The sequence below is a fragment of the Desulfuromonas carbonis genome, assembly GCF_054658035.1.
This window is the reverse complement of sequence record NZ_BAAHXR010000001.1, coordinates 360,028-384,531: the sequence shown is the minus strand read 5'-3', so window position 1 is coordinate 384,531 and position 24,504 is coordinate 360,028. Positions and strand designations below refer to the sequence as shown.

Here is a 24,504-nt window from a genome sequence, read left to right as displayed (position 1 = left end):
ATGGTTGACGGATTGACCCAGAACTGGGTTCTCAAGCTCCTCTCCCTGGTCTTTGCGCTGATCCTCTGGTTCTTCGTCATGGGTGAACAGAAGCTGGAGGTCGGCTATGCCGTCCCCCTCGAACTGAAAAACGTGCCGGCCGGGATGATGGTCGCCAATGACGTGCCGAGCCTGGTCGACCTCCGCATCAGCGGACCGCGAACGATCCTGATGAACGTCAAGCCGAGCGATCTCAGTCTGGCCATCGACCTGCGCGACCTCCAGCCCGGGGTGACCTCTTTCAAACGCCTCGAGGAACGGCTCAACCTTCCCAGCGCCATCAAGGTGACCCGTCTTTCGCCGGCGGTGGTCGATGTTCGCCTCGAACGCCGCAAGGAGAAGGCGGTGCCGGTGCGGGTGGTCTTCTCCGGAGCGCTGGCAGAAGGGTACAAGGTTACCTCCCTGAAGACCGACCCGGAGAGGATCATGGTCGAAGGGGCCGAAAGTGAACTTAAGGATGTCAACGAGGTGACAACCGAACCAATCGATGTCAGCGAAGTGCGGGAGAATTTTACCCTGATGGCTCCCCTCGATTACCGGGGGAAATTCACCGCCCTGAAAAGTGACCGCGCGGTGGAGGTTGAAGTCCAGGTCGCCCCGCTGGTTCCCTCCAAGCCTGCCTCCAATAAGGACAAGACCGGAAAATGAAAAAGAAGCTTTTTGGTACCGACGGCGTTCGCGGCGTGGCCAATATCCACCCGATGACCACCGAGATGGCGATGCAGCTCGGCCGTGCCGCCGCCTATATCTTCAAAGATGGCCAGCGCCGGCACCGCATCGTGATCGGCAAGGACACCCGCCTTTCCGGCTACATGATCGAGAATGCCCTCGCGGCCGGGATCTGCTCGATGGGGGTCGATGTCGTCCTGGTCGGGCCGCTGCCGACCCCGGGCATCGCTTTCATCACCGCTTCGATGCGCGCCGACGCCGGGGTGGTGATCAGTGCCTCCCACAACGCCTACCAGGACAACGGCATCAAGTTCTTCTCCCGGGACGGCTTCAAGCTTCCCGACGAGCTGGAGCTGAAGATCGAGGATCTGATCTTCAGCAAGAAGATCGATTCGCTGCGGCCGATTGCCGCCGAGGTCGGCAAGGCCTTCCGCCTCGATGATGCGCGCGGCCGCTACATCGTCTTTTTGAAGAATTCCTTCCCCCGCGACCTCGACCTCTCCGGGCTGAAGATCGTCCTCGACTGCGCCCACGGTGCCGCCTACAAGGTCGCCCCGGCCGTTCTCGGGGAACTCGGCGCCGAGGTCGTGCCCCTCGGCGTCTCCCCCAACGGCACCAATATCAATGCCGGCTGCGGATCGCTGCACCCCCAGGTGTTGGCGGCCGCGGTGCGGGAGCATCGGGCCCATCTCGGCATTGCCCTCGATGGCGACGCCGACCGGGTGATCTTTGTCGACGAGTTCGGCAACGAGGTCGACGGCGATCACATCATGGCGATCTGTGCCTGTGACCTGCTGCAGCGGGGCCAGCTGGCGAAAAAGACCCTGGTGGCGACGGTGATGAGCAATATGGGGCTCGACATCGCCCTGCGCGAGGCGGGCGGCAAGGTGGTGAAGACCGCTGTCGGTGACCGCTACGTCGTCGAGGAGATGTTGCGCGGTGGTTACAACCTCGGTGGCGAGCAGTCGGGGCACATGATCTTCCTCGATCACAACACCACCGGCGACGGCATGATCAGCGCCCTGCAGGTGCTGGCCATCATTCAGCGCAGCGGCCGCAGCCTCGCCGAACTCGCCCGGGTGATGGTCTCGCTCCCCCAGGTGCTGGTCAACGTGCGGGTCGCCGAGCGGCGTGAGCTGACCGAAGTCCCGCAGGTACAGCAGGCGATCACCGCTGCCGAGCAGACCCTGGGCGAAAGTGGCCGGGTATTGATCCGCTATTCGGGGACCGAGCCGTTGCTGCGAATCATGCTGGAGGGGCAGGACAAGCTGCAGATCACCGAACTCGCCCATGAGATCGCCGCTGCCATCGAGAAGCACCTCGGCGGCAGCAAAGAGGAGAAGTGAAGATGGCGAAACTGGGAGTCAACGTCGATCATGTCGCGACCGTGCGCCAGGCGCGGGGCGGCAAGGAGCCCGACCCGGTAACTGCCGCGGCTCTGGCCGAGCTCGCTGGGGCCGACAGCATCACCGTGCACCTGCGCGAAGACCGCCGGCACATCCAGGACCGCGATGTCGAGCTGTTGCGCAAGACCGTCAAGACCCGCCTCAATCTGGAGATGGCGGCCACCGACGAGATGGTCGCCATTGCCCTGAAGCTGCTCCCCGATACCGTGACCCTGGTGCCGGAGAAGCGTGAAGAACTGACCACCGAGGGGGGGCTCGATGTCTCCCTCCATCGCAACCTGATCAAGAAACAGGTCGACCTGCTGCGCCAGGGTGGTATCGCCGTCAGCCTCTTTATCGATCCCGACCTCGAACAGATCAAGATGGCCCACCGGGTCGGTGCCGAGTTGATCGAGATTCATACCGGCAGCTATTGCGAGGCCTATTCCGGCGACCTGCGGCGGGGAGAACTGGCCAAGATCGAAACCGCCATCCGCGCCGGTCGCAAGCTCGGCCTGGGGGTCAATGCCGGCCATGGCCTCAACTACCAGAACATTGTCGATGTGGTATCCTTGGGGGGCATTGAAGAGTTCAACATCGGTCACAGCATCATCTCGCGGGCGGTCCTGGTCGGTCTGGAACGGGCCGTGCGGGAGATGGCAGCCCTGGTTCACGGACGCTGACCGGTGGCGGTGGTCGGGCTCGGGACCGATCTGGCGCGCAGCAGCCGCTTCCGGCGCCTGCTGGATGCGGGCAAGAACGGGGTGATCGAACGCCTGTTCAGCCTCGATGAGCGGGCCTATTGCCTGCGCCAGAAGGACCCCTCGCCGCACCTGGCCGCCCGTTTCGCCGCCAAGGAAGCCTTTCTCAAGGCGCTGGGGCTTGGCTTGCGGGACGGGCTTTCCTGGCAGGACATGGAGGTGGTGCGCGGCCCCCTCGGCCAGCCGCAACTGAAATTCAGGGGGCGCGCGGCGGAGCTGATTGCCGAGCGCCAGATCTCTGCAGTCCACCTCTCCTACAGCCACGACGGCGACTATGCTGTCGCCAATGTTATTCTGGAGACCTCATGAAGCTGCTTACCGCCCGCCAGATGCGCGACCTCGATCGCCGGGCGATCGAGGAATTCGCCCTTCCCGGGGTGGTGCTGATGGAGAACGCCGGGCGGGCGGCTGCGGAGCATGCCGACCGCCGTTTTGCCGCGGCATTTCCGGGGCCGGTGCTGGTATTGTGCGGGAAGGGGAACAATGGCGGCGATGGCTATGTGATTGCCCGCCATCTCGCCAATCGCGGCTGGCAGGTCGAGACCCTGGTCCTTGCCCCTCGGGACGCCATTGGTGGCGATGCTGCCATCAATCTCGAAATTCTGCTGCGCAGTGATGCGGTCGTCCGTTTCGTGCCGGAGGCCGCTGATCTGACCGAGGCCCTCGGCCGCAGCGCCCCGCAGCTGGTCATTGACGCCCTGCTCGGAACCGGTCTCGGCAGTGATGTCGATGGTATTTTCCGGCAGGCGATCGACTGGGTCAATGGCAGTGGCCTGCCGGTTCTGGCCGTCGATATCCCTTCCGGCCTCGACGCCGACAGTGGCCGGGTTCATGGCGTCGCGGTCCATGCCACGCTGACGGTCACTTTCGCCTGCGCCAAGCTTGGCCAAATGCTCCACCCCGGGACCGCCCTGGTCGGGGACCTGGAAGTGGCCGATATCGGCATGCCGCGGGGACTCCTTGCCCAGGTTCCCGATGCCCTGGTCCTGGTCGACCGCCGGGAAGCGGCGCGGCTGTTGCCGGCGCGGCCGGTGGCCGGGCACAAGGGGACCTTCGGCCACCTGCTGGTCGTGGCCGGCTCCACCGGCAAATCGGGTGCCGCGGCCCTGACTGCGGCAGCGGGGATGCGCGGCGGCGCCGGTCTGGTGACCCTTGCGACCGCGGCCAGTGAACGGGCGACCATGGCGGGCATGCTGACCGAGGTGATGACGGCCGCCCTGCCGGAGAGCGGCGGCGGGATCGGCCTGCAGGCGCAGGCGCTGCTGCGCGACCTTGCCGCCGGCAAGGAGGCGCTGGCGCTTGGGCCCGGCCTCGGTCAGGCTCCGGAAACGGCTGCCCTGGTCCGCGCCCTGGTGGCCGAATGCCCGTTGCCCCTCGTCCTCGATGCCGACGGACTCAATGCTCTGGCCGGTCATCTCGAACCCCTCGCCCGGCGCGAGGCCGCCACCATCCTCACCCCCCATCCGGGGGAAATGGCCCGGCTGATCGGTGGGACGGTGCGGGATGTCGAGAGCGATCGCGTCAACGTCGCCCGCAACTTTGCCCAGCAGCACCGCGTGGTGCTGGTCCTGAAAGGGGCCCGGACCATCGTCGCCTGCCCGGATGGACAGCTGCGCATCAATGCCAGCGGCAATCCGGGAATGGCGAGTGGCGGCATGGGGGACCTCCTCACCGGCCTTCTCGGGGCCCTGCTGGCCCAGGGGATGCAGGCATCTGACGCGGCAGTGCTCGGAGTCTTCCTGCACGGTCTTGCCGGTGATCGACTGGCTGCCCGCCAGGGGATGGCCGGACTGCTCGCCTCCGACCTGTTGCGGGAACTTCCCGCTGCCCGCTTTGCCCTCACCCAACAGGAGACATGAATGCTTACAGCCCAGGACATCATGACCACCGCCGTTCACTCGGTCACCCCGGAGACCGGAATTGAGGATTTGGCGCGCCAGTTTGTCGCCACCAACGTCAATGCCATGCCGGTGATCGATAAGGGCGGGGAGTTGGTCGGCATCGTCAGCCAGAGTGACCTGGTCGAACTGGACCGGCCGCTGCATATTCCGACGGTGATTGCCCTTTTCGACTGGGTTCTCTATCTGGAGAGCGAAAAGAAGTTCCGCAGCGAAGTGGAACGCATCACCGCGCGCAAGGTCGCCGATATCTGTCGCCGTGAGGTGGTGACCTGCACGCCGGAGACGACGGTGGCGGAGATTGCCGAGTTGATGAGCGAACAGAAGGCCCACCTCGTCCCCGTCCTTGCCGGCGGGAAAGTCGTCGGGGTCGTCAGCCGCCTCGATATCGTCCGCAGCATGGGCCGCTGAACCTTGCAGCGCTGGCAGTTCACCAGTGACAGCCCGGCAGCGACCCGGGCGCTCGGGGTCCGCCTCGGCGCCTTGCTGCGGGAGGATCTGGCGATCTTTCTCGACGGTGAACTGGGGAGCGGCAAGACCTGCCTGACCCAGGGACTGGCGGCAGGGCTCGGCATTGCCGCCGACGAAGCGGTGACCAGCCCGACCTACACCCTGATGAACCATTATCGCGGGCGCCTCGACCTGTACCATTTCGATCTCTACCGCCTGGCCGGTGCCGACGACCTCGATGCGATCGGTTTCGAGGAGTACGCCGCGGCGCCGGGGGTCATCGTGGTCGAGTGGGCGGCCTTGGCACTCCCCCCCGATCGGCCGGGATTGCATGTTGCCCTTTCGCACGCCTCCGGCGAGCGGCGTATTTTGACCTTTACCGCCCACAGCCCGGCAGCCAGCGCGCTGCTGGACGACCTTGCGGCGGGCTGTGACCAGAGAGGAGTGGCGCCATGACCGAGTTCGATATTGCCATCATCGGCGGCGGCCCCGGCGGCTATGTCGCCGCGATTCGCGCCGCCCAGCAGGGGGCCTGCGTCTGCCTGGTCGAGCAGGAACGGGTAGGCGGCACCTGCCTCAATCACGGCTGCATCCCGACCAAGGCCCTCTTCGCAACGGCGTTGCTGCGGCAGCGGCTGGCCGGCGCCGCCCTCCACGGGATCTCCTGTGGCGAGGTGAGCTTCGACTACGGGACCGCCGCCGCGCGCAAGGAAAGCGTGGTCGAAAAACTGGTCGGGGGGGTGGAGCAGCTCCTCAAGGCGAACAAGGTCGATCTCTTCCATGGCAGTGCCTCCATCGAGGGGCCCGGGCGCTTGCGAATCCGCAGCAAGGGGGTCGTCGGGCATATCCGGGCAAAGCAGATTATCGTCGCCAGCGGCTCCCTTCCGGCACGACCGAAGGCCCTGGCGATCGACGGGAAAAATATTTTGACCAGCCGGGAAATTCTTGCTATTAAGGAGCTTCCCGGCCGCTTGCTGATTATTGGTGGCGGCTACATCGGCTGCGAATTTGCCTCGATTTTTGCCGCCCTCGGCAGCCAGGTGACGGTAGTCGAACAGCTCCCGGAACTTCTCGCCCGCAGCGACCGCCAGGTGGTGCGCGAGGTCGAGAAGTCGTTCAAGGAACTCGGCATCGAGGTGCGCACCAAGACGGCGGTGGAGAGTCTTGAGGTGCGCGGCGAGACGGTGGTCGCGGGGCTCTCCGGTGGAGAAACCCTCACCGTCGACAAGGTCCTGGTGGCGGTCGGCCGGGTGCCGAACAGCTCCGGCCTCGGGCTCGAGGAGGCCGGCGTCGAACTCGAGCGGGGGGCGGTGAAGGTCGATGAGCGGATGCGGACTTCGGTTGACGGGATCTACGCCATCGGTGACGTCACCAATATCATCCAGCTTGCCCATGTCGCCTCCTATCAGGGGGAAATCGCTGTCACCAACGCCCTGGGGGGCGATGCGCGGGCCGATTACCGGGTCGTGCCGAGCGCTATTTTCACCCTCCCGGAAGTCGGCCAGGTCGGTCTGACCGAAGCCGAATGCAAGGAGCAGGGGGTGGCGGTGGAGGTCGGGCGTTTCGCCTACCAGGCCTCGAGCAAGGCTCTTTGCGATGGTGAACCGCGCGGCCTGTTCAAGGTGGTTGCCGCCGCGGACGGCGGCGAGATCCTGGGCGCCGCCGCTGTCGGGGAGGAGGCGTCGACGCTGATCGCCGAGGTCGCCCTGGCGATGCAGCAACGCCTCACCCCGCTGCAGCTGGCGGCCGTTATCCATGCCCATCCGACCCTCCCCGAACTGGTGCGGGAGGCAGCGGAGGACTGCGAGGGGCTGGCGGTGCACAAGGTTGGCCGGCGGCGCAGCGAACGGAAAGAGTGATCGACACCCCGCGGCTTCGGCCGCTTTTCAGCAGCGAAGGAGGATAGGGTAATTATGGCCCTGGTTGTCCAAAAGTATGGTGGGACATCGGTCGGTACCATCGACCGGATCCGGAACGTGGCCCGGCGCGTGGCCAAGACCTACGATGACGGCAACGACGTCGTGGTCATTGTCTCGGCGATGTCCGGGGAGACCAACAAGCTGGTCGCCCTGGTCAACGAGGTCTGTGAGTTCCCCAGCGAGCGCGAGTATGACGTCGTCGTCTCGACCGGGGAGCAGGTGACGATCGGGCTGCTGGCGATGGCGTTGCAGGCGATGGGCTACAAGGCCAAGAGCTACTGCGGCTGGCAGATTCCGATGCACACCGACAGCGCCTTCTCCAAGGCGCGCATCGAGAAGATCGAAGACAAGAAGATCCGCGAAGATCTGAAGAACGGCAATATCGTCGTCGTCGCCGGTTTCCAGGGGATCGACCATGAAGGGAGCATCACGACCCTCGGTCGCGGCGGCTCCGATACTTCGGCGGTAGCGGTGGCGGCCGCCCTCAAGGCCGACGTCTGCGAGATCTTCACCGATGTTGACGGCATCTACACCACCGATCCGCGGATCGTCACCGAGGCGTCCAAGCTGGAGAAGATCAGCTACGACGAGATGCTCGAACTCGCCTCCCTCGGCTCCAAAGTGTTGCAGATCCGCAGTGTCGAATTTGCCAAGAAATACGGCGTGGTTGTCCATGTCCGTTCGAGTTTCAACGATAATCCAGGGACCCTGGTGACGAAGGAGGATGCCGATATGGAAACCGTTCTGGTTTCGGGGATCAGCTACAACAAGGATGAAGCGAAGATTTCGGTGCTGCGCGTGCCCGACAAGCCGGGGATCGCCTCCCAGCTCTTCACGCCGCTCTCCCACGCCAACATCACCGTCGATATGATTATCCAGAACGTCTCCCACGAGGGGTTCACCGACCTGACTTTTACCGTCCCCAAAACCGATTTCAAGAAGGCGCTGAAGATCGTCGAAGAGACGGCCAGGGAGGTCGGTGCCGGTTCGGTCCGTACCGACGAGGCGATCTCCAAGGTTTCCATCGTCGGTGTCGGCATGCGCTCGCATTCGGGCATTGCCAGCAAGATGTTCCAGACCCTCTCCCAGGAGGGGATCAATATCCAGATGATCTCTACCAGCGAGATCAAGGTCAGCTGCGTCATCGACGCCAAGTATACCGAGCTGGCGGTGCGCGTGCTGCATGAAGCTTTTGGGCTGGCCAAGAAGGATGTCAAGGCGGAGTAGTCCCGGCGCCGGGCACTCCCGGTGACGAATGGCGCGGAAGGCATAGGGGCGATCCTCGTGGTCGCCCTTATCCCTATGAGGAGGAAGACGCGATGAGCCTGATCAAGCTGTACGATACGACGTTGCGGGACGGAACCCAGGCCGAAGATATTTCGTTTCTGGTCCAGGACAAGGTGCGGATCGCCCAGAAGCTCGATGAGCTCGGCATTCACTACATCGAGGGCGGCTGGCCCGGGTCCAACCCCAAGGACATCGCTTTCTTCAAGGATATCCGCAAGGTGAAGCTGAACCAGGCCAAGATCGCCGCCTTCGGTTCAACCCGGCGCGCCAAGACGACCCCGGCCAAGGATAACAATATCCGGACCCTGATCGCGGCCGAGCCCGATGCCGTCACCATTTTCGGCAAGACCTGGGACTTCCATGTCCACGAGGCCCTGCGTATCAGCCTCGAAGAGAATCTCGAGCTGATCAACGACTCCCTTGCCTACCTCAAGCAGCATGTGCCGGAGGTGATCTACGACGCTGAGCATTTTTTCGACGGCTACAAGGCAAACCCCGAGTACGCCCTGCAGACCCTCGAAGCAGCCCAGTCCGCCGGGGTCGACTGCATCACCCTCTGCGACACCAACGGCGGAACCATGCCCTACGAGGTGGCGGCGATCATCGAGGCGGTCAAGGCGCGGATCGGCACCCCCCTCGGCATCCACACCCATAACGACGGTGAGTGCGCGGTGGCCAACACCCTGGTCGCGGTGCATCACGGTATCGTGCATGTGCAGGGGACGATCAACGGTTTCGGCGAACGCTGCGGCAATGCCAACCTCTGTTCGATCATCCCCGCCCTCAAGCTCAAGCTTGGCCGCGACTGCATCAGCGACGGCCAACTGCAGCGGTTGCGCGAGGTCTCCCGCTACATCTTTGAACTGGCCAACCTGGTCCCCGACAAACACCAGGCCTACGTCGGCAATTCGGCCTTCGCGCACAAGGGGGGCGTTCACGTCTCGGCGATCCAGCGCCACCCCGAAACCTACGAACACATCCGCCCGGAGAAGGTCGGCAACGTTACCCGGGTTCTGATCTCCGATCTCTCGGGGCGCTCCAATATCCTCGCCAAGGCTGAGCAGTTCAATCTCAATCTCGACTCCAAGGATCCGGTGACCCTGGAGATTCTCGAAGAGATCAAGGAGATGGAGAACAAGGGGTATCAGTTCGAAGGGGCCGAGGCCTCCTTCGAGCTGCTGATGCGCCGCGCCCTCGGCACCCTGCGCCATTACTTCGCGGTGATCGGCTTTCGTGTCATCGACACCAAGCGCCACGAAGATGACAAGCCGACCTCTGAAGCAACGATCCAGGTCAAGGTCGGTGGCAAGATCGAGCACACCGCCGCCGAAGGAAACGGCCCGGTCAACGCCCTCGATCACGCTCTGCGCAAGGCCCTGGAGAATTTTTATCCCCAGCTCCGGGAAATGAAGCTGGTCGATTACAAGGTGCGGGTGCTGCCGGCGGGGAAGGGGACCGCCTCGGTGACCCGCGTATTGATCGAGTCGGGAGATAAAAACTCCCGCTGGGGCACGGTCGGGGTGTCGGACAATATCATCGATGCCTCCTACCATGCCCTGATCGATGCCCTCCTCTACAAACTGGTCAAGGACCAGGAAGCCGAGACTGAATGAGGTGAGGTACCGGGCAGGGACGACGCTGCTGGTCGTGGTTCTCCTCGCCGGACTGGGCGTGGAGTGGAGCCGGTCGTTGCTGGGCACAAGCCCGGCGCCGCCGGCTCCTTGCGTTGTTGCCGCCACCATTTTAATGTTCGGCCCCTCCTTCCCTGTGCCCGGCATTCATCAATTTTCTGACGCTATGACCCTGAAAGACGCCATTATTATGACGGATATGGCGGCAGACCGCCTGCTGTTGAAGGATCCCTGTCTGGAACAACCCCTCGTCACCGGTTCCGCCCTCGACCTGGTGGTGGAAAATGGGCAGATTCGCGATATTCTGGTCTCATGGATACCGGCAGGGCAACGTCTGGCGCTCGGCATCCCCTTGCATCCCGACCGGATGGAACGGAGTGATTGGGAGGTTCTGCCGGGAATCGGGGCGACGCTGGCGCAACGTATCGACCTCGACCGTCAAGAAAATGGCGAATTCGGGTCGATTTTGGGGCTGTTGCGGGTTCCAGGCGTTGGAAAGGGACGCCTGGAAGCCTGGAGCGCCTTTTTCGGGAAATAATTACGGCCGGGAAAGTTATTGAAAAATAGAAGGAATTTCCATGAATTCCAGGTATTAAGGAGTCTATTGGTCCTTTTTTGTCATGAGCTGGCACGTCTTGTGTAAATGGTAATAACTGCCTTAAGCAATTCGTAATTCATCACATGACAAGGGGGTACCACCATGAAATGTCCCAAGTGCAGAGGCCGCATGTACGCCGAAAAGTATTACGATTTCGTTCGCTCTTTCGACGCCTGGAAATGTTGTGCCTGCGGGGAAGTTCTCGACCCCACAATCCTCGCCAATCGTGCGCGTCACCACAACCTCTTCCTCGGCTAGTCCACCAAGGGTCCCTAACCTTAAAAACCTACCAAGGCCGGAACGATGACGTTCCGGCCTTTTTTCGTCTTGGTGCGCCAGGCATGGCGCGTAGCGCCTTGACTGGCGCTGTCTGATTCACTGTGGTGGTGAATCAGTGACTTGGGGGTGCAAGTCCCCTGCGGACCCTGATGGCGGGAACCGCTAGCCGGACGGCAAGGGTGTCCATCGCGAGGTGGAATCTGAAGGAAGCCGCAGGCAAAATCCCGGTCCGACGAACAGAAACCGCATGAGGCAGTCTCATCCGGGCGAGAAGGCCAATATCTTCAAAGCCCGATAGCCATCCGGGAGGGTGGGGCTGTAGATGCGGCGGGTAGATGGGAGGAAGGTCACGCGCATTACCCTGGGAGATCTGTCGGTCTGCCTCGTGCTACCGTCACCGTAAGGTGTCGGGACGGGCCGGCAGAAGTCAGCAGAGGCCGTAGTAGCCGGAGTAACCACCCGGCAAAGGGCCGAACACGAGGCGTCGTTTCAGGAGACTCGCGTTTCGATGACGACAAGAGCAGCAGAAGTCCCGGTCGAGATACCGGGAGCCGTCCCGGAGGGCAGCGGCCGGAAGCCGCCAGAGCATGGGAGCGGTGCGTCAAACGTCACGGCAACGAGAGACCCTTCCTGGACGAAAGCGGAAAGGGGGCTGATGGAAGACGTCGTCAGCCGCCCGAACATGATGGCGGCCTTAGAGCGGGTGGAAGCCAACAAGGGCGCCCCCGGCATCGACGAGATGACGACGGGCGAGCTTCGCGGTTTTCTCAAGGAGAAGTGGCCGACCATCAGGGAAGAGTTGCTGAATGGGACGTATCGCCCCCAGCCGGTGCGGAAGGTGGAAATCGAGAAGCCCGACGGGGGAGTGCGCACCCTGGGAATCCCCACGGTGTGCGATCGGCTCATTCAGCAGGCGCTGCATCAGGTGCTGACGCCGCTATTCGATCCGGACTTCTCCGAGAGCTCCTACGGGTATCGTCCCGGACGGAGTGCCTGGCAGGCGGTTAGAGCCGCCCGTCGGCATGTGGCCGACGGCAAGCGCTGGGTGGTCGATATCGACCTGGAGAAGTTCTTCGACCGGGTGAACCACGACATCCTCATGTCGCGGGTCGCCCGTAAGGTCGAAGACAAGCGGGTATTGCTGCTCATCCGGCGGTACCTGCAAGCCGGAGTGCTCGAAGGCGGGCTTGTGTCGCAGAGGGTGGAAGGGACGCCGCAGGGTGGTCCCCTCTCACCTCTTCTGTCGAACATCCTGCTCGACGCGTTCGACAAGGAACTGGAGAGGCGCGGTCACGCCTTCTGCCGCTACGCCGACGACTGCAACATTTACGTGCAGACCAGGCGCAGCGGCCAAAGGGTCATGGCCAGTCTCACCCGGTTCCTGGAGGAGCGGCTGGCACTCAAGGTCAACGTCGCCAAAAGCGCCGTCGACCGTCCTTGGAAAAGGGTCTTTCTGGGTTACAGCATGACCTTTCACAAGAAACCCCGCCTCAAAGTGGCGGAGTCGAGAGTGAAGCGGTTCAAGGCCGGACTCAGGAAGGTCTGCCGACGGGGCAGGGGACGCAGTCTCGCTCAGGTCATCAAAGAAATCACCCCGAAGCTACGGGGGTGGGCCTCTTACTTCCGCCTGGCGGAGGTCAAAGGCATCTTCGAAGAACTGGACAAATGGCTGCGGCGGAAGCTGCGCTGCATTCTATGGCGACAGTGGAAGCGCCCCTATACCCGGGCCAAGAGGTTGATGCAGCGGGGATTGCCGGAAGCCCGGGCGTGGAAATCGGCCACGAACGGGCGAGGCCCCTGGTGGAACTCAGGGGCCTCGCACATGAATGAAGCGTATCCGACATCCTTCTTTCGCTACTTGGGGCTGATCCGCTTGACCGATCAGCACCGCCGCTTTCAGAGCGCCTTGTGAACCGCCGTGTACGGAACCGTACGCACGGTGGTGTGGGAGGACGGCGGGGGCGACCCCGCCTCCTACCCGATCTGGCGGCTGGCGCAGGGGGGCGGGCGTGATTTCTCAGCCGGTGAAAAACTGGCGGCGGATCTTCTCTTCAAGGGCGAGTGCCGCGCTCAACTCCGGTGCGATTTCAAGGGCCCTCCGGCAATCGATGAGCGCGCGGTCGGGAAAGCGCATTTCCAGGTAGAGCTGGGCCCGGCCAAGCAGGGCTTCACAGGCCGACGGATCAATGCCGACCGCCCGGTCAAAATCTTCCAGTGCCCGGGCATGGCGCTTCTCCAGGCGGTAGACCAGGCCGCGATTACAGAGGGCACGCAGGTTCCCGGGGTCATAATCGATCGCCCGGGTGAAGTCGCGCAGCGCCTCCCGCTGGCGCCCGAGGGCGAAGAGGGCCATCCCCCGGTGATTGTAGATCAGGGCGCGAATCGGCTTGGCGAGGTGCATCGACAGGATGCCTCCATAGAGTTCCACCGCCCGTTCAAATTGCTGGTGGCTGTGCGCCTCGAGCGCTTGGAGCATTGCCTTCTCCAGCGGGCTCCCGAGAGCCGGAAGAAGGGGCGGTGGCTCTTCCGCCGCCGGGGTCGCCTCGTCCTCCGGATTCGCCAGTACCGGCAGGGCCAGCGCCTGTTCCAGAGCGTTGCGGCGTTTATGGTTGAGGCGGCGGACGCTGCTCTGGTAGTCGCGGATTTCCTGGAAGGTGAGGTCGGAAAGGGTCAGCGTGGCATTGAGGGCGGCGAGCTTGCGGCGGATCGATTCATTGGGCCAGGCGAGGGAGGATTTGTAGACCAGCTCGTGTTCGACTTCGGCCCAGGCGTCCTGGAGGATGGTCCGCAACTGGATTTCGGCGACCCGGCGGGTATGGGGCGGGAGCGGGGCCGAGCCCTCTTCATCGCAGCGGACCAGCAGGTGAACCGAATCATAGCCGAACTCGCGAAAGGAATGTCCCGCCGCCTTGCGCTCGGTTTCGACGACCACGAACTCCTTGCGCAGCAAAGTCTCGATCATGGTGACATCTTCGAGGAAGGGGCAGATGATGCGCAGCCCGAAGAAGTCGGTGATGGCCGGGGGCCCCTGACGCTTGCGGGCGCTGCGCTGAAGTTTTTCATGGTAGGCGTCAAATCCTTTCACCCTCTGCTTGATGGTCGGTGTCAGGCCGTTCTTTTCAAGCAGGTGGCGCACCCGAATTGCAAGGAGCTGCAGGGCCTCCTCCCAGGCGGGAAGCGCCGCGGAATAGAGCTCGCGGGTTTTTGACCGGTCGGGTGGGGTGAAGGGTTTTTGGGCACGACGGGGCATGGCGTCCTGGCCTGGGAAAACAGGGGAAAACGTCCGGTACGACTGGAATGAATGCGGTCGAGCATGGGAGGAGCATTGGCCCGATGCAAGCTTAACAGAGTCCTGGCGGGTTGTCAGTTGCGGCCGAAGCCGCTCGCAGGATCAGCTTTTGCGGGGAAGGGGCCGGTAGCCGGGACAGCCGGTGGCGCTGGCATGGCCGCGATCTTCCGGAAAGTCCCGGCAATGATCGGGCTTGATGCGGTTGATGCCGCACAGAACCTCGTCGGAACCGGGCGCCGTCAGCAGCCAGGGGCAGGCTTCCACCTCGTCACCGGTGGCGGGGTCGAACCAGGCGAGGTGGAGCTGGTTGCCGGGGCCGAGGTCGAGGGTCTGGACGCGCATGAGGAGATCGTCACGCTGCTGCTGGCGCCAGCGTTCCAGGTCGGCATCACTGACACAGCCGCGGTAGGCATCGACGAGGCTGCGGCAGCAGTGGCCGCAGCGGTGGCAGTTAAAGCCCGTTCTCGGCATCCGCTTCCAGCTCCACCGGCAGCTCCTCTTCGCCGGGACGCTCAAGGCTGATCGGCCCCAGGGTGCCGGCCCGCAGCTCCCGCAGCAGCAGCTCGGCGGCGCGCTGCAGGTCGACTTCGCCGCCACCGACGAGGCAGCCGCGGCGCCGGCCGATTTCGGTCAGCAGCTCAATGGGGGAGGGGGGGAGCGTCTCCAGCCTGTAGCGTGCGAGCAGGCGTTCGGGATACCGCTCGGCGAGGAAGGCGGCGGCAAACAGGCCGACATCCCTCGAATCGTAGGCGTTGGCGCCGATGGCGCCGCTGGTGGCGAGGCGGTAGGCGGCGAGCTGGTTGCGCATGTCGGGCCAGAGCAGGCCCGGGGTGTCGAAGAGGAGGATGCCGTTGCGCAGGTCGATCTGCTGCTGGCAGGTGGTGATGGCCGGGCGGTCGCCGACCCGGGCGATCGAACGCCCGGCGAGGGTGTTGATCAGCGTCGATTTGCCGACGTTGGGGATGCCGACAATAAGGGCGCGCAACGATTTGCCCGGCTTGCCGCGATGGGGGACGAGCCGGCGGCAGAGCTTGGTGATCTGCCCGGCGCTGAGGCGCGACTTCGCTTCCAGCGGCAGCCCCCGCACTCCGGCAGACGCTTCGAGGTAGCGCACCCATTCGCGGGTGATTTCGGGGTCGGCCAGGTCCTGCTTGTTGAGCACCTTGATGCAGGGCTTGGTGCCGCGCAGCTGGCTCAGCAGCGGGTTGGCGCTCGCCGCCGGGAGGCGGGCATCTACGATCTCGATAATCAGATCGCAGGACTTGACGGCCTCGGCAATCTCGCGCCGCGCCTTTGCCATATGTCCGGGGTACCATTCGATCGCCATGGTTGCTCGTCGTCCCTTCGGGGCTATCTGCCGCAGCGCACTGCCCGCCCTTTGTAGCACATCCCCCCGCCGGGGTGGAAATTTCTTTGCTGGATCGGCTCAATTGCTCCGTGGCTGGAAGGCGCAATATCCCGGTCGCGGCCCGATACGGGGGTGGTTGCGGCAGGTCGCCGGGCGCTGCGCATAGATGGTGCAAAGCCGGCTGTGCGGGTCGAGAAAGATGCAGTCGGCGTTGGCGCGGCGGGCGAGGGTGAAAATCTCGCTGCGGGCATTGAAATGGTCGATGAGGCCGGCCTTTTCGAGGCGGCGGGCGATCTGCCGCGCCGGCTCCGCGGCTTCAAAGGGATCGACCAGCCCCATCGTCACCAAATCGTCGATGCGTACCTCCACCGGCAGGCTGCAGCAGGTGCCGCGGCAATCCTGGCAGAGGGTGCGCTGGTAGCGGATCCAGGTGGTGGGATGATCGATATGGCAGGATGGAACGGCGCGCTTCATGACCGGTCTGGCTTTGCGGGTTGGGTTTTACCGCCGGGGGGACTGCCGCCGGGCGTCGGAGCGCGAGCATAAACCAGATCGGGGCCGAAAGCAACCGCGAAAGCCGGGCGCGATAAACCCCTCAGCGCCCCGCCCCTTCGAGATATTCGGACATCCCCTTCAGCGTATTGCCGAGAAAAATCCGTTCCCGGGCCTGGATGTCGCCGGGAAGCTCATCGATACGGCGATAGACCGGGTCGTGCTCGAGAAGCCAGGCGAAGAAGGCCTCTTCCCGGTAGCCCCCCGGGAAGGCCGCGGTCGCAGCCACCCCCTGCAGCCAGAGAACGAGCTGTTCGCGGGCGATTTTCAGGTGCTGCATCGCCTTGTCGACCAGGCCGTAGTGGGCGAAGACCATGCGCTTCGGTCGCAGTTCCAGCATGCGGGCGAGGGAGTCGTCGGCGACCTCGGGGAGGAAACGCGGCGGAGTCGCCGGGCGCATGTAGATGGCGCCGGGAATCTCGGCGCGCACCCCGGCGACTTCGCCGGCAAAGAGGAGGTCGTCGAGCAGGTAGCAGCAGTGGTGGGCGGCGTGGCCGGGGGTGAGGTGAGCGCTCAGGCCCGGGGCGGGGACGGCGTCAAAGCCGATCCGGTCGGCCGGGACCGGGACGATCGGCCCGTAGACCTCGGCGAGGGTGCCGAGCACCTGGCGCGATCCCTGCCAGAGCTTTTCCGGGTCCACCAGGTGCCGCACCCCGTCCGGGTGGCAGAGGACCCGGGCCTCGGGATAGACCTTCAGCAGTTCGCCGGTGCCGCCGGCGTGGTCGATGTGGATGTGGGTCAGCAGGATATGGTCCAGGCGGCTGACGCCAAGGCGGCGCAGCTCTAACAGCAGATGCGGGATGGTCGAGAGCGGCCCGGGATCGACCAGCAGGGTCGTCTCCTCCCCCTGGTAGAGCCAGGCGCTGATAAAATGCCGGAACCCCTCCAGGGTCGGCTGGTCGAGGTCGATGCAGTGCAGGCGGTCGAGCTTCATGGCGGCTCCTTGCTAATTTTTGGGTCATGATAATCAATTTCCCCGCCCGGTGCCACGGCTAAGCAACCGGACCTGGTTCCGTCGCCCGCAGGTCGCTGCTCCGCGCGAGCAGGAACTCGACGAAGGCGCGGTTGGCCCGCGACAGGTAGGCCCCCTTTTTCCAGGCAATCACCAGGTCGAGATAGAGCGGCGGGTCGAAGGGGATGGCGACCAGTTCCTCGTCATCGGCGACAACCATGCGTAGGAAGGTCGTGGCGCCCATCCCGCCCTTGACGAGAGACTTGACCAGGGTGAAGAGGTTGGTCTCAAAGACGATCTGCGGCCGCAGCCCGCTCTGTTTGAGTTTGTCGAAGATCAGCTCGCGCAGGAAGTACCCCTCCTTGTAGAAGACCAGCGGCTGGCGGGTGAACTCGGCGAAGGTGAGGGCGGTGCGGGCGGCCAGTGGGTGGCCGGAGGGGACACAGACCACCACCTCTTCGCGCAGGAAATGACGGGCTTCGAAGTTTTCCGGAAGCTGTCCCCCGGCGATCACCCCCATATCGATCTCCCCCTGGCTGATCAGCTTCTGGATGCGCCACGCCCCCTCGCCGAGGACCGCGAGCTGCAGCTGCGGGTAGCGCCGGGCAAAGTCGGCGATGATCGCCGGAAAGAAGTAGGAGCTCATCATCGGTGGGATGCCGACCCGCACCTCCCCCTTCTCCAGTCCGCGCAGGTCGGCCATCTCATCCTCGGCCGCCTGTAGGTCGGCGAGGATGCGGCGGGCGTGACCGAGCAGCACCTCTCCCTCGGCGGTGAGGGTAACCTTGCGATCCTGGCGCGAGAAGAGGGTCAGCTCCAATTCGTCTTCCAGCTTGCGGATCGCCATGCTCACCGCCGGCTGGGCGACGTTGAGATTCTCGGCGGCGCGGGTGAAATTGCTGAGCCGGGCGATGGTGGCAAAGGCCCTCAACTGTCGAATATCCATCTCTGTAACCTCCCATCCGCAAGCTTTCCCTGGGGGCCCTGTACCCGGGGCGCGCCCTTCAGCCTATAACAAAATATTACCGCAATGATAAGTTTAATATATTTTTCTTATCGTAGATCTGGTGCTAGGGTGATCGCAAGGAGAAAGTTTTTCTTTTGACCGGAGGCCGCCGTGACCACAGAACCGAGCTTCAAGGATCACTTCTCGAGCCAGGCGGCCGCCTACCGCAGCTACCGCCCCGACTACCCGCCGCTGCTTTTCGCCTGGCTCGCCGCTCAGTGCCCCCGGCACCAGGCCGCCTGGGATTGTGGTTGCGGCAACGGTCAGGCCGCTCTCGGTTTGACCCCCCACTTCGCAACCGTCTATGCGAGCGACCCGAGCACCGCCCAGGTTGCCGAAGCGATTCCCCACCCTGCCGTCCATTACTCGGTGGCCAGTGCCGAGGATTCACACCTTCCGGCAGCCGCCATCGACCTGGTGGTTGTCGCCCAGGCGCTGCACTGGTTTGACTTCGAGCGCTTCTACGCCGAGGTGCGCCGGGTGACCCGGCCCGGCGGGGTGCTGGCCGCGTTCAGTTACGGGGAAGTGCAGCTCGGGCCCGCGTTCGATCCGATCATCGATCATTTCTATCATGACGTCGTCGGTCCCTATTGGCCTCCCGAGCGGCGCCATGTCGACGCCGGATACCGCAGTATCCCCTTTCCCTTTGCCGAGATCACCGCTCCGTTTTTGGAACTGCAGGCCGATTGGGATCTCGACCATCTTCTCGGCTACCTGGGTACCTGGTCGGCGCTGCGCGGCTTTCGCCGCGCCACCGGCGACGACCCCCTGCCAAACCTGCGTCAGTCCCTGGTCCAGCAGTGGGGGGACCCGGCGCAGTGTCGGCCGGTGCGCTGGCCCCTGGCGCTTCGCGTCGGTCGCGTCGGAGGGGAGCCATGACCCCGGGCGCCGAAATCGCAGCGGGCCTGATCTGCAGCGGCACCCGCAGCTACCGCCGCATCAACCTCGCCTTCTTCGGCGCCGGCTTTGTCACTTTCATCACCCTCTACGATGTCCAGCCGCTGCTCCCTCTCTTTGCCGCTGAATACGGCGTGGCGCCGGCTCTGGCGAGCCTGCCCCTCTCCGTCGCCACTGCCGCCCTCGCCGTGACCATGCTCTTCGCCGGCACCCTCTCGGAGAGTTTCGGCCGCAAGCCGGTGATGGCCCTGGCGCTGATCGCCAGTTCCTGCCTCGCCCTGTTCACCGCGGTCAGCCAGGGGTTGCTGGCGCTGCTGGCGCTGCGGTTGTTGCAGGGCGCGGTTCTGGCCGGCTTGCCGGCGGTGGCGATGGCCTACCTCAGCGAGGAACTCGAGCCGGGCTCGGTCGCACCGGCGATGGGGCTCTATATCAGCGGCAATGCCATCGGCGGCATGAGTGGCCGGATCTTCACCGCGGCCCTCGCCGAGGCGACCTCCTGGCGCCTCGCCCTCGCCGCGGTCGGCATGCTCTGCCTGCTTCTCAGCCTCTGGTTCGTCGCCAGCCTCCCGCCTGGCCGCCAGGCCGTGCGCCGCCCCTTTCGCGGCCGTTACCTCGTCACCTCGCTGCTCGCCCATCTGCGGGACCCGGGCCTGCTCGGGCTCTTCGGCATCGCCTTTCTCGGTATGGGGAGTTTCGTCACCCTCTACAACTACCTCACCTTCCGGCTCCTGGCGCCCCCCTATACCCTCAGCCAGACCACGGTGAGCCTGATTTTCCTCGCCTATCTTGCCGGTTCCCTCAGCTCCTCCCTGGCCGGTCGCCTGAGCGGACGCTGGGGGCTGGCCAGCGTATTGCGCGGCGGATTGCTGCTGATGGTCGCCGGCATCCTGCTGACCCTGCTCCATCCCCTGTTTCTGGTGATCGCCGGGGTGGTTTGCTGTACTGTTGGCTTCTTCGCCGTCCACAGCGTCGCCTCGAGCTGGGTCGGACGGCGGGCCCGTTCGGCCCGGGCGCAGGCCTCCTCCCTCTACCTTTTCAGTTACTACCTCGGGTCGAGCGTGTGCGGAACGCTGGGCGGGTACTTCTGGAGTGGCGCCGGTTGGGGCGGGGTGGTTGGGATGGTCGGACTTTTATTGGCAATGGCGCTTGCTCTGGCCGGCTGGCTAGGGCGGTTCGATGCGGTTCACTCTCCCTTGAGCGTGGCACAGGCGACGCAGACCGGTTGCAGCAGGTAGAGGCCGCTCTCCGGGTGGCGGCTTGGCAGGTGGCGCAGGTGGGCGGCGCAGGTCACCTGGAAACAGCGGCTGCAGGCGATGCTCTCCATCCCCCGGAACTTCCCTTCGCAGATGTGGCAGATCCAGGGTGATCCTTCCCCGTCCTCGATCATTCACCTTCTCCTTTGTAGAATTCCCGGGGGCCCCTAGCCGAAAAGAGCCGACAGCGCCAGGCGCCCGCCGAGGAAGATCAGCATCAGGCCGAGCAGCGCCTGAATCAGCGGCTGTGCCCGCAGGAAGAGCGGCTGCACCCGTCGCTCCGAGATCAGCAGCGCCACCAGAGCGTACCAGCCAAAAGATATCAGGAACATGGCCAGATTGAGAAAGACTTTTGCCCAGAGTGGCGCGCCGGGGGCGAGCACCAGGGTGAAGAGGCTGAAGTAGAAGGCCCAGGCCTTGGGGTTGGTCAGGTTGGTGATCAGCCCGGCGCGATAGGCCTGCAGCGGCGAGCGGCCGCCCGCGGCCACGGTGGCGGCGGTGAGCGGGAGGCGGGGCCGAAAAAGGCGTCCGACCATGGTCGCCCCGAGCCAGGCGAGGTAGCCGCCGCCAAGCACGGCGACGGCGGTGGCGAAGTGGGGGAGGGTGTTGATGACCAGGATCAGCCCGAGCAGGCCGGCGAGGGCGAAGAGGCCGCTCCCGGTCGCCACCCCCAGCGCGGTGAAGAGGCCGGCGCGGCGCGAATCGCCGAGGGTGGTGGAGACCACCATCAGGAAGTTCGGCCCGGGGCTGATAATCGCCAGGGTGAAGATGGCGAGGACGGCGGAGATATTGAGCCAGAGGTTTTCCATAGGGAGCAATTTAAGACCAGTTGCCCGGCGCAGGCAAGGCTTAGTATTGCCGAAAAGAAAGTTTTAGCGGTTTCTTCACGAATCGCCTCGTCCTGACGAAAAGCAGCCGCTGAGCCATTGCGACGGTTGCTGCTGGCGGCTAACCTTGTCGGAAGGTTCTGCACGGCTGCAAAAGCCTGATCGCGTTTTGGAGTTTGTTCACTGGCCGCGGCCGGATCGGCCGGAGAGAGGAACCGATAGCAAATGGATGAAATCAGAAAGATCGCCATTCTCGGTGCCGGGGCCCTCGGGGCCTATTATGCCTCACGGTTTCATGCGGCAGGGTTCGAGACCCTTTTCGTCGCTGCGGGGGAGCGGGGCGAGAGCCTGCGCCGGGAGGGCTGCAACGTCAACGGGGAAAACTTCCGGCTGCCGGTGATGGCCGGCGACACGTCGCCGGCTCCGGTCGATCTGGTCATTGTCGCCCTCAAGCATCACCAATTGGCGGAGGCGCTTCCTGGCTTGCGCCCGGTGGTGGGGCCGCAAACGACCATCCTCTCGGTCCTTAATGGCCTCGACAGCGAGGCGGTGATCGGCTCGGTTTTTGGCGCGGAGAAGCTCCTCTTCTGCGTGGCGGTCGGGATTGACGCGGTGCGGGAAGGGAAGATGATAACGGTCGCCAACCAGGGGCGGCTTTTGTTCGGCGAAGCGCACAACGAGCCGCCGTCGCTGCGCGTGCAGCGGCTGCAGGCGGCCTGTGACCGGGCCGGCCTGGCCTGGGAGACCCCGGTCGACATGCTGCGCGCCCTGTGGTGGAAGTTCATGGTCAATGTCGGCGTCAACCAGGCCTCGGCGGTGCTGCGGGCTCCTTACGGAATCTTCCAGCGCTCGGATTCGGCGCGGGAAGTGCTGCGGGCATTGATGCTGGAGGTGATCGCCCTGGCCGGCGCTGCCGGGGTCGACCTGACGACAGCCGACCTCGGGGAGTGGGAGCGGGTGCTGGCGCGGCTGGCCCCGGAGGCCAAGACCTCGATGCTGCAGGATGTCGAGGCCGGTCGCAAGACCGAGGTCGAGATCTTCGCCGGCAAGGTGGTGGAACTCGGCCTCCGCTACGGCATTCCGACTCCGGCCAACCGGATGATGCTGTATCTGCTGCGGGTCATCGAGACCTCCCCTGAACTCCTCCTTCCTCCCCGGGCGGTTTGACCCGCCCCCGTTGATATGTTAGGCTTCCCGGGTTTTTGGCGGCGTTCTCCCTGAACGTTCCGTCCATAGACCCGCTCTGGAGGTGGACCGTGCTGGCCTGGCCGGCACGGGACGAACCCTCGTTCCCAGGGGCAGCACCGGCTTGAGATGTTCCGTCTCAAGCCGGGTGCGGGTGGCCCCATCCTGATCGAAATCATCCCCTGAACGTCTGGCGCGTGCCGCGCCCCTCCCCGGTCACTGTTGCATGCGGGAAGGGGCTTGGCCGGCCCACTCCCCGCTTCGGGTTGAAGCGGCCTCTCGGCCGTCTCTTCCCGTCATTCTCGCTGCGCCTTTCGGCGGCACCTCCGGTTACGCCAGACGCCAACCATTCCCCGGTCCCGGGTTGCCCCGCAAGTCATGGGCCGCGTGGAGAAGGAAAGGAGCTTATGGACACCACCGTACGACATCATCGAAAACCGACTCCTGCCAGCTGGCAGGAGCAACTCCAGAACTTCGTCAATACCGTCGAACGTCTGGAAAGCTACGTCAACCTCACCGCTGACGAACGTGAAATTCTGGCCGCCACTTCCACGACCTGGGGCGCGACTCCCCATTTCGCGGCGCTGATGGACCCGGATGATCCCGCCTGCCCGGTGCGGCGGCAGATCATCCCCTCGCGTCAGGAGCGGGAGAACCGCTTCGGTATGGACAACTACCTGGTCTGGAAAGAAAACCGTGCCACCACCGAGGAACGCCCGGACTGCATTGCCCGCCAGTACCGGGACCGGGTCGCTTTCACCGTCACGTCGACCTGTGGCGTCTACTGCCGCCACTGCTTCCGCAAGGAACTGGTGGTCGACGGTAGTCTCTCCCTCAACTTCGACTTCGATGAGGGGCTGCGCTGGATCGCCGACCATACCGAGGTGCGAGACGTGCTGGTCACCGGCGGCGATCCCTTCCTGCTAACCGACGAGCAGCTCGACTATCTGGTGCGCAAGCTGCGTGAGCTGCCCCAGATCGAGATGATCCGCTTCGGCACCCGCACCCCCATCGTATTGCCGCAGCGCATCACCCCCGACCTGATGAAGGTTCTCGGCGGCTTCCACAAGGTGCCGATCTGGGTCAACACCCAGTGTAATCACCCCCGGGAATTGACCGGGGAGACCGCCCGCGCCGTCTACGACCTGCTCTCCTGCGGCGTCAACGTCGGCAACCAGGCGGTGCTGCTCAAGGGGATCAACGATGACGTAGCCACCTTCCGCCGTCTGCACCAGCAGCTGCTGGCGACCCGGATCAAGCCTTACTACGTCTTTTACTGCGAGCCGGCCCCGGGAATCGACCACTTCCGCACCCCGGTGGAGAAGGGGGCGGAGCTGATCCGCGATGCCCTGCGCGGTCACACCACCGGCCTGGCCCAGCCGCTCCACGTGATCGCTACCAACATCGGCAAGATCCCGCTGATGCCGGACTATTACATCCAGGGGAGTGACGCCAAGGAATACACCCTCTGCAATCACCGTGGGGAGATCACCACCATCCCCAACGTCCCCGAATAAATCGAAGCAGAGCCAGGAAAGGAGGCAGATTTGGAAGTCAAGGTAATCGACGGCAACCTCACCAAGGCGATGAAGGTCATGAAGCGCAAGCTGCAGCAGGAGGGACTCTTCCGCGAGATGAAGAACCGGCGCTGCTACGAGAAGCCGAGCGACAAGCGGAAACGCAAACTGAAGGAGTCACAGCGGCGCGAGCGCAAACGGCTCGCCAAGCTGCGGCGCTATTCCTGAGTCTCTCTCTGTTCGGCCGCCACCAGCCCCTGCCGAAAACGGCGCCCGTTCTCGATGTAGCGCAGCGCGCTCTCCAGCAGCTTCTGCCGGGCCGGTTCGTCCAGGGTGCGCACCACCTTCCCCGGTGAGCCGAGGACCATGGCGCCGTCCGGAACTTCCATCCCTTCCGTCACCAGGGCGTTGGCGCCGATCAGGCAGCCGCTGCCGATGCGGGCGCCGTTGAGCACCACCGCGTTGATGCCGATCAGGCTCCCCTCGCCGATACTGCAGCCGTGCAGCATCACCTTGTGGCCGACGGTGACATGGCGGCCGACGGTGAGGGGGAAGCCGGGATCGACGTGGAGGATCGAGCCGTCCTGGATGTTGCTGCCGGCGCCGATGGTGATCAGGTCGTTGTCGCCGCGGACGACGACGTTGAACCAGATGCTCGCCTGCGCCTCGACCACCACCGAGCCGATCAATGTGGCGCTGGGGGCGATGAAGACATCTTCGTGCAGTTGCACCTTGCGCTCGCCGAGGTCATAGATCATGGAG

General features: G+C 64.3%; 27 protein-coding genes. 18 read left to right on the top strand and 9 right to left on the bottom strand.

All coding sequences use genetic code 11. The features are described from left to right. The 13 genes from ACYQ8E_RS01770 to ltrA all read left to right on the top strand — a co-directional run bounded on the left by ACYQ8E_RS01770 (window position 1) and on the right by ltrA (window position 12,828). Window positions 1-687 carry a CdaR family protein gene (locus tag ACYQ8E_RS01770; protein ID WP_066725692.1) on the top strand — a complete coding sequence of 229 codons (687 nt, stop codon included), beginning with the start codon at window positions 1-3 and terminating at the stop codon, window positions 685-687. Further along, window positions 684-2,054, top strand: a complete 1,371-nt coding sequence (glmM, locus tag ACYQ8E_RS01765; protein ID WP_066725695.1) for a phosphoglucosamine mutase — start codon at window positions 684-686, stop codon at window positions 2,052-2,054. Before ACYQ8E_RS01770 ends, glmM begins: the two co-directional genes overlap by 4 nt. A gap of 2 nt (window positions 2,055-2,056) precedes the next feature. Further along, window positions 2,057-2,776: a pyridoxine 5'-phosphate synthase gene (locus ACYQ8E_RS01760; protein WP_066725698.1), complete on the top strand. Its 720-nt coding sequence runs from the start codon at window positions 2,057-2,059 to the stop codon at window positions 2,774-2,776. A gap of 3 nt (window positions 2,777-2,779) precedes the next feature. Continuing rightward, window positions 2,780-3,163, top strand: a complete 384-nt coding sequence (gene acpS, locus ACYQ8E_RS01755) for a holo-ACP synthase (protein ID WP_066725701.1) — start codon at window positions 2,780-2,782, stop codon at window positions 3,161-3,163. Continuing rightward, complete coding sequence (locus tag ACYQ8E_RS01750; RefSeq protein WP_066725704.1) at window positions 3,160-4,713, top strand: bifunctional ADP-dependent NAD(P)H-hydrate dehydratase/NAD(P)H-hydrate epimerase; 1,554 nt, start codon at window positions 3,160-3,162, stop codon at window positions 4,711-4,713. The genes acpS and ACYQ8E_RS01750 overlap by 4 nt, the downstream gene beginning before the upstream one ends. Further along, window positions 4,714-5,163 (top strand): CBS domain-containing protein, encoded by a 450-nt coding sequence (locus tag ACYQ8E_RS01745; protein ID WP_066725707.1) that lies wholly within the window; start codon window positions 4,714-4,716, stop codon window positions 5,161-5,163. A 3-nt stretch (window positions 5,164-5,166) separates the two neighbouring features. Next, window positions 5,167-5,658: a tRNA (adenosine(37)-N6)-threonylcarbamoyltransferase complex ATPase subunit type 1 TsaE gene (tsaE, locus tag ACYQ8E_RS01740; RefSeq protein ID WP_082820206.1), complete on the top strand. Its 492-nt coding sequence runs from the start codon at window positions 5,167-5,169 to the stop codon at window positions 5,656-5,658. Next, entirely contained in the window at window positions 5,655-7,061 is a 1,407-nt protein-coding gene (gene lpdA, locus ACYQ8E_RS01735) for a dihydrolipoyl dehydrogenase (protein ID WP_066725709.1), read from the top strand. Before tsaE ends, lpdA begins: the two co-directional genes overlap by 4 nt. Window positions 7,062-7,115: 54 nt before the next feature. Continuing rightward, window positions 7,116-8,348 carry an aspartate kinase gene (locus ACYQ8E_RS01730; protein WP_066725711.1) on the top strand — a complete coding sequence of 411 codons (1,233 nt, stop codon included), beginning with the start codon at window positions 7,116-7,118 and terminating at the stop codon, window positions 8,346-8,348. 92 nt (window positions 8,349-8,440) lie between these two features. Continuing rightward, window positions 8,441-10,021: a citramalate synthase gene (cimA, locus tag ACYQ8E_RS01725; protein ID WP_066725712.1), complete on the top strand. Its 1,581-nt coding sequence runs from the start codon at window positions 8,441-8,443 to the stop codon at window positions 10,019-10,021. 76 nt (window positions 10,022-10,097) lie between these two features. Further along, complete coding sequence (locus tag ACYQ8E_RS01720; protein ID WP_231875392.1) at window positions 10,098-10,577, top strand: ComEA family DNA-binding protein; 480 nt, start codon at window positions 10,098-10,100, stop codon at window positions 10,575-10,577. A 162-nt stretch (window positions 10,578-10,739) separates the two neighbouring features. Further along, the gene (locus ACYQ8E_RS01715) at window positions 10,740-10,895 is read left to right on the top strand and encodes a hypothetical protein (RefSeq protein ID WP_157471794.1); all 156 of its coding nucleotides are present in this window, start codon (window positions 10,740-10,742) and stop codon (window positions 10,893-10,895) included. A 529-nt stretch (window positions 10,896-11,424) separates the two neighbouring features. Continuing rightward, the gene (gene ltrA / locus ACYQ8E_RS01710) at window positions 11,425-12,828 is read left to right on the top strand and encodes a group II intron reverse transcriptase/maturase (protein ID WP_066724184.1); all 1,404 of its coding nucleotides are present in this window, start codon (window positions 11,425-11,427) and stop codon (window positions 12,826-12,828) included. A gap of 105 nt (window positions 12,829-12,933) precedes the next feature. On the opposite strand, the gene ACYQ8E_RS01705 is transcribed toward ltrA, so the two are convergent. The 6 genes from ACYQ8E_RS01705 to ACYQ8E_RS01680 all read right to left on the bottom strand — a co-directional run bounded on the left by ACYQ8E_RS01705 (window position 12,934) and on the right by ACYQ8E_RS01680 (window position 18,003). Beyond that, window positions 12,934-14,166 (bottom strand): tetratricopeptide repeat protein, encoded by a 1,233-nt coding sequence (locus tag ACYQ8E_RS01705; RefSeq protein WP_459859943.1) that lies wholly within the window; start codon window positions 14,164-14,166, stop codon window positions 12,934-12,936. A gap of 141 nt (window positions 14,167-14,307) precedes the next feature. After that, window positions 14,308-14,676: a YkgJ family cysteine cluster protein gene (locus ACYQ8E_RS01700; RefSeq protein ID WP_459859941.1), complete on the bottom strand. Its 369-nt coding sequence runs from the start codon at window positions 14,674-14,676 to the stop codon at window positions 14,308-14,310. Further along, window positions 14,657-15,532 carry a ribosome biogenesis GTPase YlqF gene (ylqF, locus tag ACYQ8E_RS01695; protein WP_459859939.1) on the bottom strand — a complete coding sequence of 292 codons (876 nt, stop codon included), beginning with the start codon at window positions 15,530-15,532 and terminating at the stop codon, window positions 14,657-14,659. The genes ACYQ8E_RS01700 and ylqF overlap by 20 nt, the downstream gene beginning before the upstream one ends. 99 nt (window positions 15,533-15,631) lie before the next feature. Then, the gene (locus ACYQ8E_RS01690) at window positions 15,632-16,027 is read right to left on the bottom strand and encodes a YkgJ family cysteine cluster protein (protein WP_459859938.1); all 396 of its coding nucleotides are present in this window, start codon (window positions 16,025-16,027) and stop codon (window positions 15,632-15,634) included. Between the two features lie 121 nt (window positions 16,028-16,148). Then, entirely contained in the window at window positions 16,149-17,039 is an 891-nt protein-coding gene (locus ACYQ8E_RS01685; RefSeq protein WP_459859936.1) for an MBL fold metallo-hydrolase, read from the bottom strand. A gap of 58 nt (window positions 17,040-17,097) precedes the next feature. After that, window positions 17,098-18,003, bottom strand: a complete 906-nt coding sequence (locus tag ACYQ8E_RS01680; RefSeq protein WP_066725735.1) for a LysR family transcriptional regulator — start codon at window positions 18,001-18,003, stop codon at window positions 17,098-17,100. A gap of 171 nt (window positions 18,004-18,174) precedes the next feature. On the opposite strand from ACYQ8E_RS01680, the gene ACYQ8E_RS01675 reads away from it, so the two are divergent. Together ACYQ8E_RS01675 and ACYQ8E_RS01670 are read left to right on the top strand one after the other, a co-directional pair. Then, on the top strand, window positions 18,175-18,942 hold the full coding sequence (locus ACYQ8E_RS01675; RefSeq protein WP_066725738.1) for a class I SAM-dependent methyltransferase: 768 nt from the start codon (window positions 18,175-18,177) through the stop codon (window positions 18,940-18,942). Then, window positions 18,939-20,195 (top strand): MFS transporter, encoded by a 1,257-nt coding sequence (locus ACYQ8E_RS01670; protein WP_459859934.1) that lies wholly within the window; start codon window positions 18,939-18,941, stop codon window positions 20,193-20,195. The genes ACYQ8E_RS01675 and ACYQ8E_RS01670 overlap by 4 nt, the downstream gene beginning before the upstream one ends. Here the strand turns inward: ACYQ8E_RS01670 and ACYQ8E_RS01665 are convergent. Continuing rightward, window positions 20,144-20,347 (bottom strand): hypothetical protein, encoded by a 204-nt coding sequence (locus tag ACYQ8E_RS01665; protein WP_066725740.1) that lies wholly within the window; start codon window positions 20,345-20,347, stop codon window positions 20,144-20,146. The genes ACYQ8E_RS01670 and ACYQ8E_RS01665 overlap by 52 nt on opposite strands. Before the next feature lie 33 nt (window positions 20,348-20,380). Next, complete coding sequence (locus ACYQ8E_RS01660) at window positions 20,381-21,022, bottom strand: LysE family transporter (RefSeq protein ID WP_066725742.1); 642 nt, start codon at window positions 21,020-21,022, stop codon at window positions 20,381-20,383. Window positions 21,023-21,265: 243 nt separating this feature from the next. Between ACYQ8E_RS01660 and ACYQ8E_RS01655 the strand changes: the two genes are divergently transcribed. The 3 genes from ACYQ8E_RS01655 to rpsU all read left to right on the top strand — a co-directional run bounded on the left by ACYQ8E_RS01655 (window position 21,266) and on the right by rpsU (window position 23,970). Next, the gene (locus ACYQ8E_RS01655) at window positions 21,266-22,207 is read left to right on the top strand and encodes a ketopantoate reductase family protein (protein WP_066725745.1); all 942 of its coding nucleotides are present in this window, start codon (window positions 21,266-21,268) and stop codon (window positions 22,205-22,207) included. Between the two features lie 425 nt (window positions 22,208-22,632). Next, window positions 22,633-23,742: a KamA family radical SAM protein gene (locus tag ACYQ8E_RS01650; RefSeq protein WP_066725749.1), complete on the top strand. Its 1,110-nt coding sequence runs from the start codon at window positions 22,633-22,635 to the stop codon at window positions 23,740-23,742. 30 nt (window positions 23,743-23,772) lie between these two features. Continuing rightward, complete coding sequence (gene rpsU / locus ACYQ8E_RS01645) at window positions 23,773-23,970, top strand: 30S ribosomal protein S21 (RefSeq protein WP_066725751.1); 198 nt, start codon at window positions 23,773-23,775, stop codon at window positions 23,968-23,970. On the opposite strand, the gene ACYQ8E_RS01640 is transcribed toward rpsU, so the two are convergent. Next, on the bottom strand, window positions 23,961-24,500 hold the full coding sequence (locus tag ACYQ8E_RS01640; RefSeq protein WP_066725752.1) for a gamma carbonic anhydrase family protein: 540 nt from the start codon (window positions 24,498-24,500) through the stop codon (window positions 23,961-23,963). The two genes, rpsU and ACYQ8E_RS01640, sit on opposite strands and share 10 nt — an antisense overlap. Window positions 24,501-24,504: the final 4 nt, after the last annotated feature.

Excerpts from the sequence above, each read along its gene's own strand:
- ACYQ8E_RS01770 (WP_066725692.1), top strand. The coding sequence starts at position 1 with ATGGTTGACGGATTGACCCAGAACTGGGTTCTCAAGCTCCTCTCCCTG.
- glmM (WP_066725695.1), top strand. The coding sequence starts at position 684 with ATGAAAAAGAAGCTTTTTGGTACCGACGGCGTTCGCGGCGTGGCCAAT.
- ACYQ8E_RS01760 (WP_066725698.1), top strand. The coding sequence starts at position 2,057 with ATGGCGAAACTGGGAGTCAACGTCGATCATGTCGCGACCGTGCGCCAG.
- ACYQ8E_RS01750 (WP_066725704.1), top strand. The coding sequence starts at position 3,160 with ATGAAGCTGCTTACCGCCCGCCAGATGCGCGACCTCGATCGCCGGGCG.
- ACYQ8E_RS01745 (WP_066725707.1), top strand. The coding sequence starts at position 4,714 with ATGCTTACAGCCCAGGACATCATGACCACCGCCGTTCACTCGGTCACC.
- lpdA (WP_066725709.1), top strand. The coding sequence starts at position 5,655 with ATGACCGAGTTCGATATTGCCATCATCGGCGGCGGCCCCGGCGGCTAT.
- ACYQ8E_RS01730 (WP_066725711.1), top strand. The coding sequence starts at position 7,116 with ATGGCCCTGGTTGTCCAAAAGTATGGTGGGACATCGGTCGGTACCATC.
- cimA (WP_066725712.1), top strand. The coding sequence starts at position 8,441 with ATGAGCCTGATCAAGCTGTACGATACGACGTTGCGGGACGGAACCCAG.
- ACYQ8E_RS01715 (WP_157471794.1), top strand. The coding sequence starts at position 10,740 with ATGAAATGTCCCAAGTGCAGAGGCCGCATGTACGCCGAAAAGTATTAC.
- ltrA (WP_066724184.1), top strand. The coding sequence starts at position 11,425 with ATGACGACAAGAGCAGCAGAAGTCCCGGTCGAGATACCGGGAGCCGTC.
- ACYQ8E_RS01705 (WP_459859943.1), bottom strand. The coding sequence starts at position 14,166 with ATGCCCCGTCGTGCCCAAAAACCCTTCACCCCACCCGACCGGTCAAAA.
- ACYQ8E_RS01700 (WP_459859941.1), bottom strand. The coding sequence starts at position 14,676 with ATGCCGAGAACGGGCTTTAACTGCCACCGCTGCGGCCACTGCTGCCGC.
- ylqF (WP_459859939.1), bottom strand. The coding sequence starts at position 15,532 with ATGGCGATCGAATGGTACCCCGGACATATGGCAAAGGCGCGGCGCGAG.
- ACYQ8E_RS01690 (WP_459859938.1), bottom strand. The coding sequence starts at position 16,027 with ATGAAGCGCGCCGTTCCATCCTGCCATATCGATCATCCCACCACCTGG.
- ACYQ8E_RS01685 (WP_459859936.1), bottom strand. The coding sequence starts at position 17,039 with ATGAAGCTCGACCGCCTGCACTGCATCGACCTCGACCAGCCGACCCTG.
- ACYQ8E_RS01680 (WP_066725735.1), bottom strand. The coding sequence starts at position 18,003 with ATGGATATTCGACAGTTGAGGGCCTTTGCCACCATCGCCCGGCTCAGC.
- ACYQ8E_RS01670 (WP_459859934.1), top strand. The coding sequence starts at position 18,939 with ATGACCCCGGGCGCCGAAATCGCAGCGGGCCTGATCTGCAGCGGCACC.
- ACYQ8E_RS01665 (WP_066725740.1), bottom strand. The coding sequence starts at position 20,347 with ATGATCGAGGACGGGGAAGGATCACCCTGGATCTGCCACATCTGCGAA.
- ACYQ8E_RS01660 (WP_066725742.1), bottom strand. The coding sequence starts at position 21,022 with ATGGAAAACCTCTGGCTCAATATCTCCGCCGTCCTCGCCATCTTCACC.
- ACYQ8E_RS01655 (WP_066725745.1), top strand. The coding sequence starts at position 21,266 with ATGGATGAAATCAGAAAGATCGCCATTCTCGGTGCCGGGGCCCTCGGG.
- ACYQ8E_RS01650 (WP_066725749.1), top strand. The coding sequence starts at position 22,633 with ATGGACACCACCGTACGACATCATCGAAAACCGACTCCTGCCAGCTGG.
- ACYQ8E_RS01640 (WP_066725752.1), bottom strand. The coding sequence starts at position 24,500 with ATGATCTATGACCTCGGCGAGCGCAAGGTGCAACTGCACGAAGATGTC.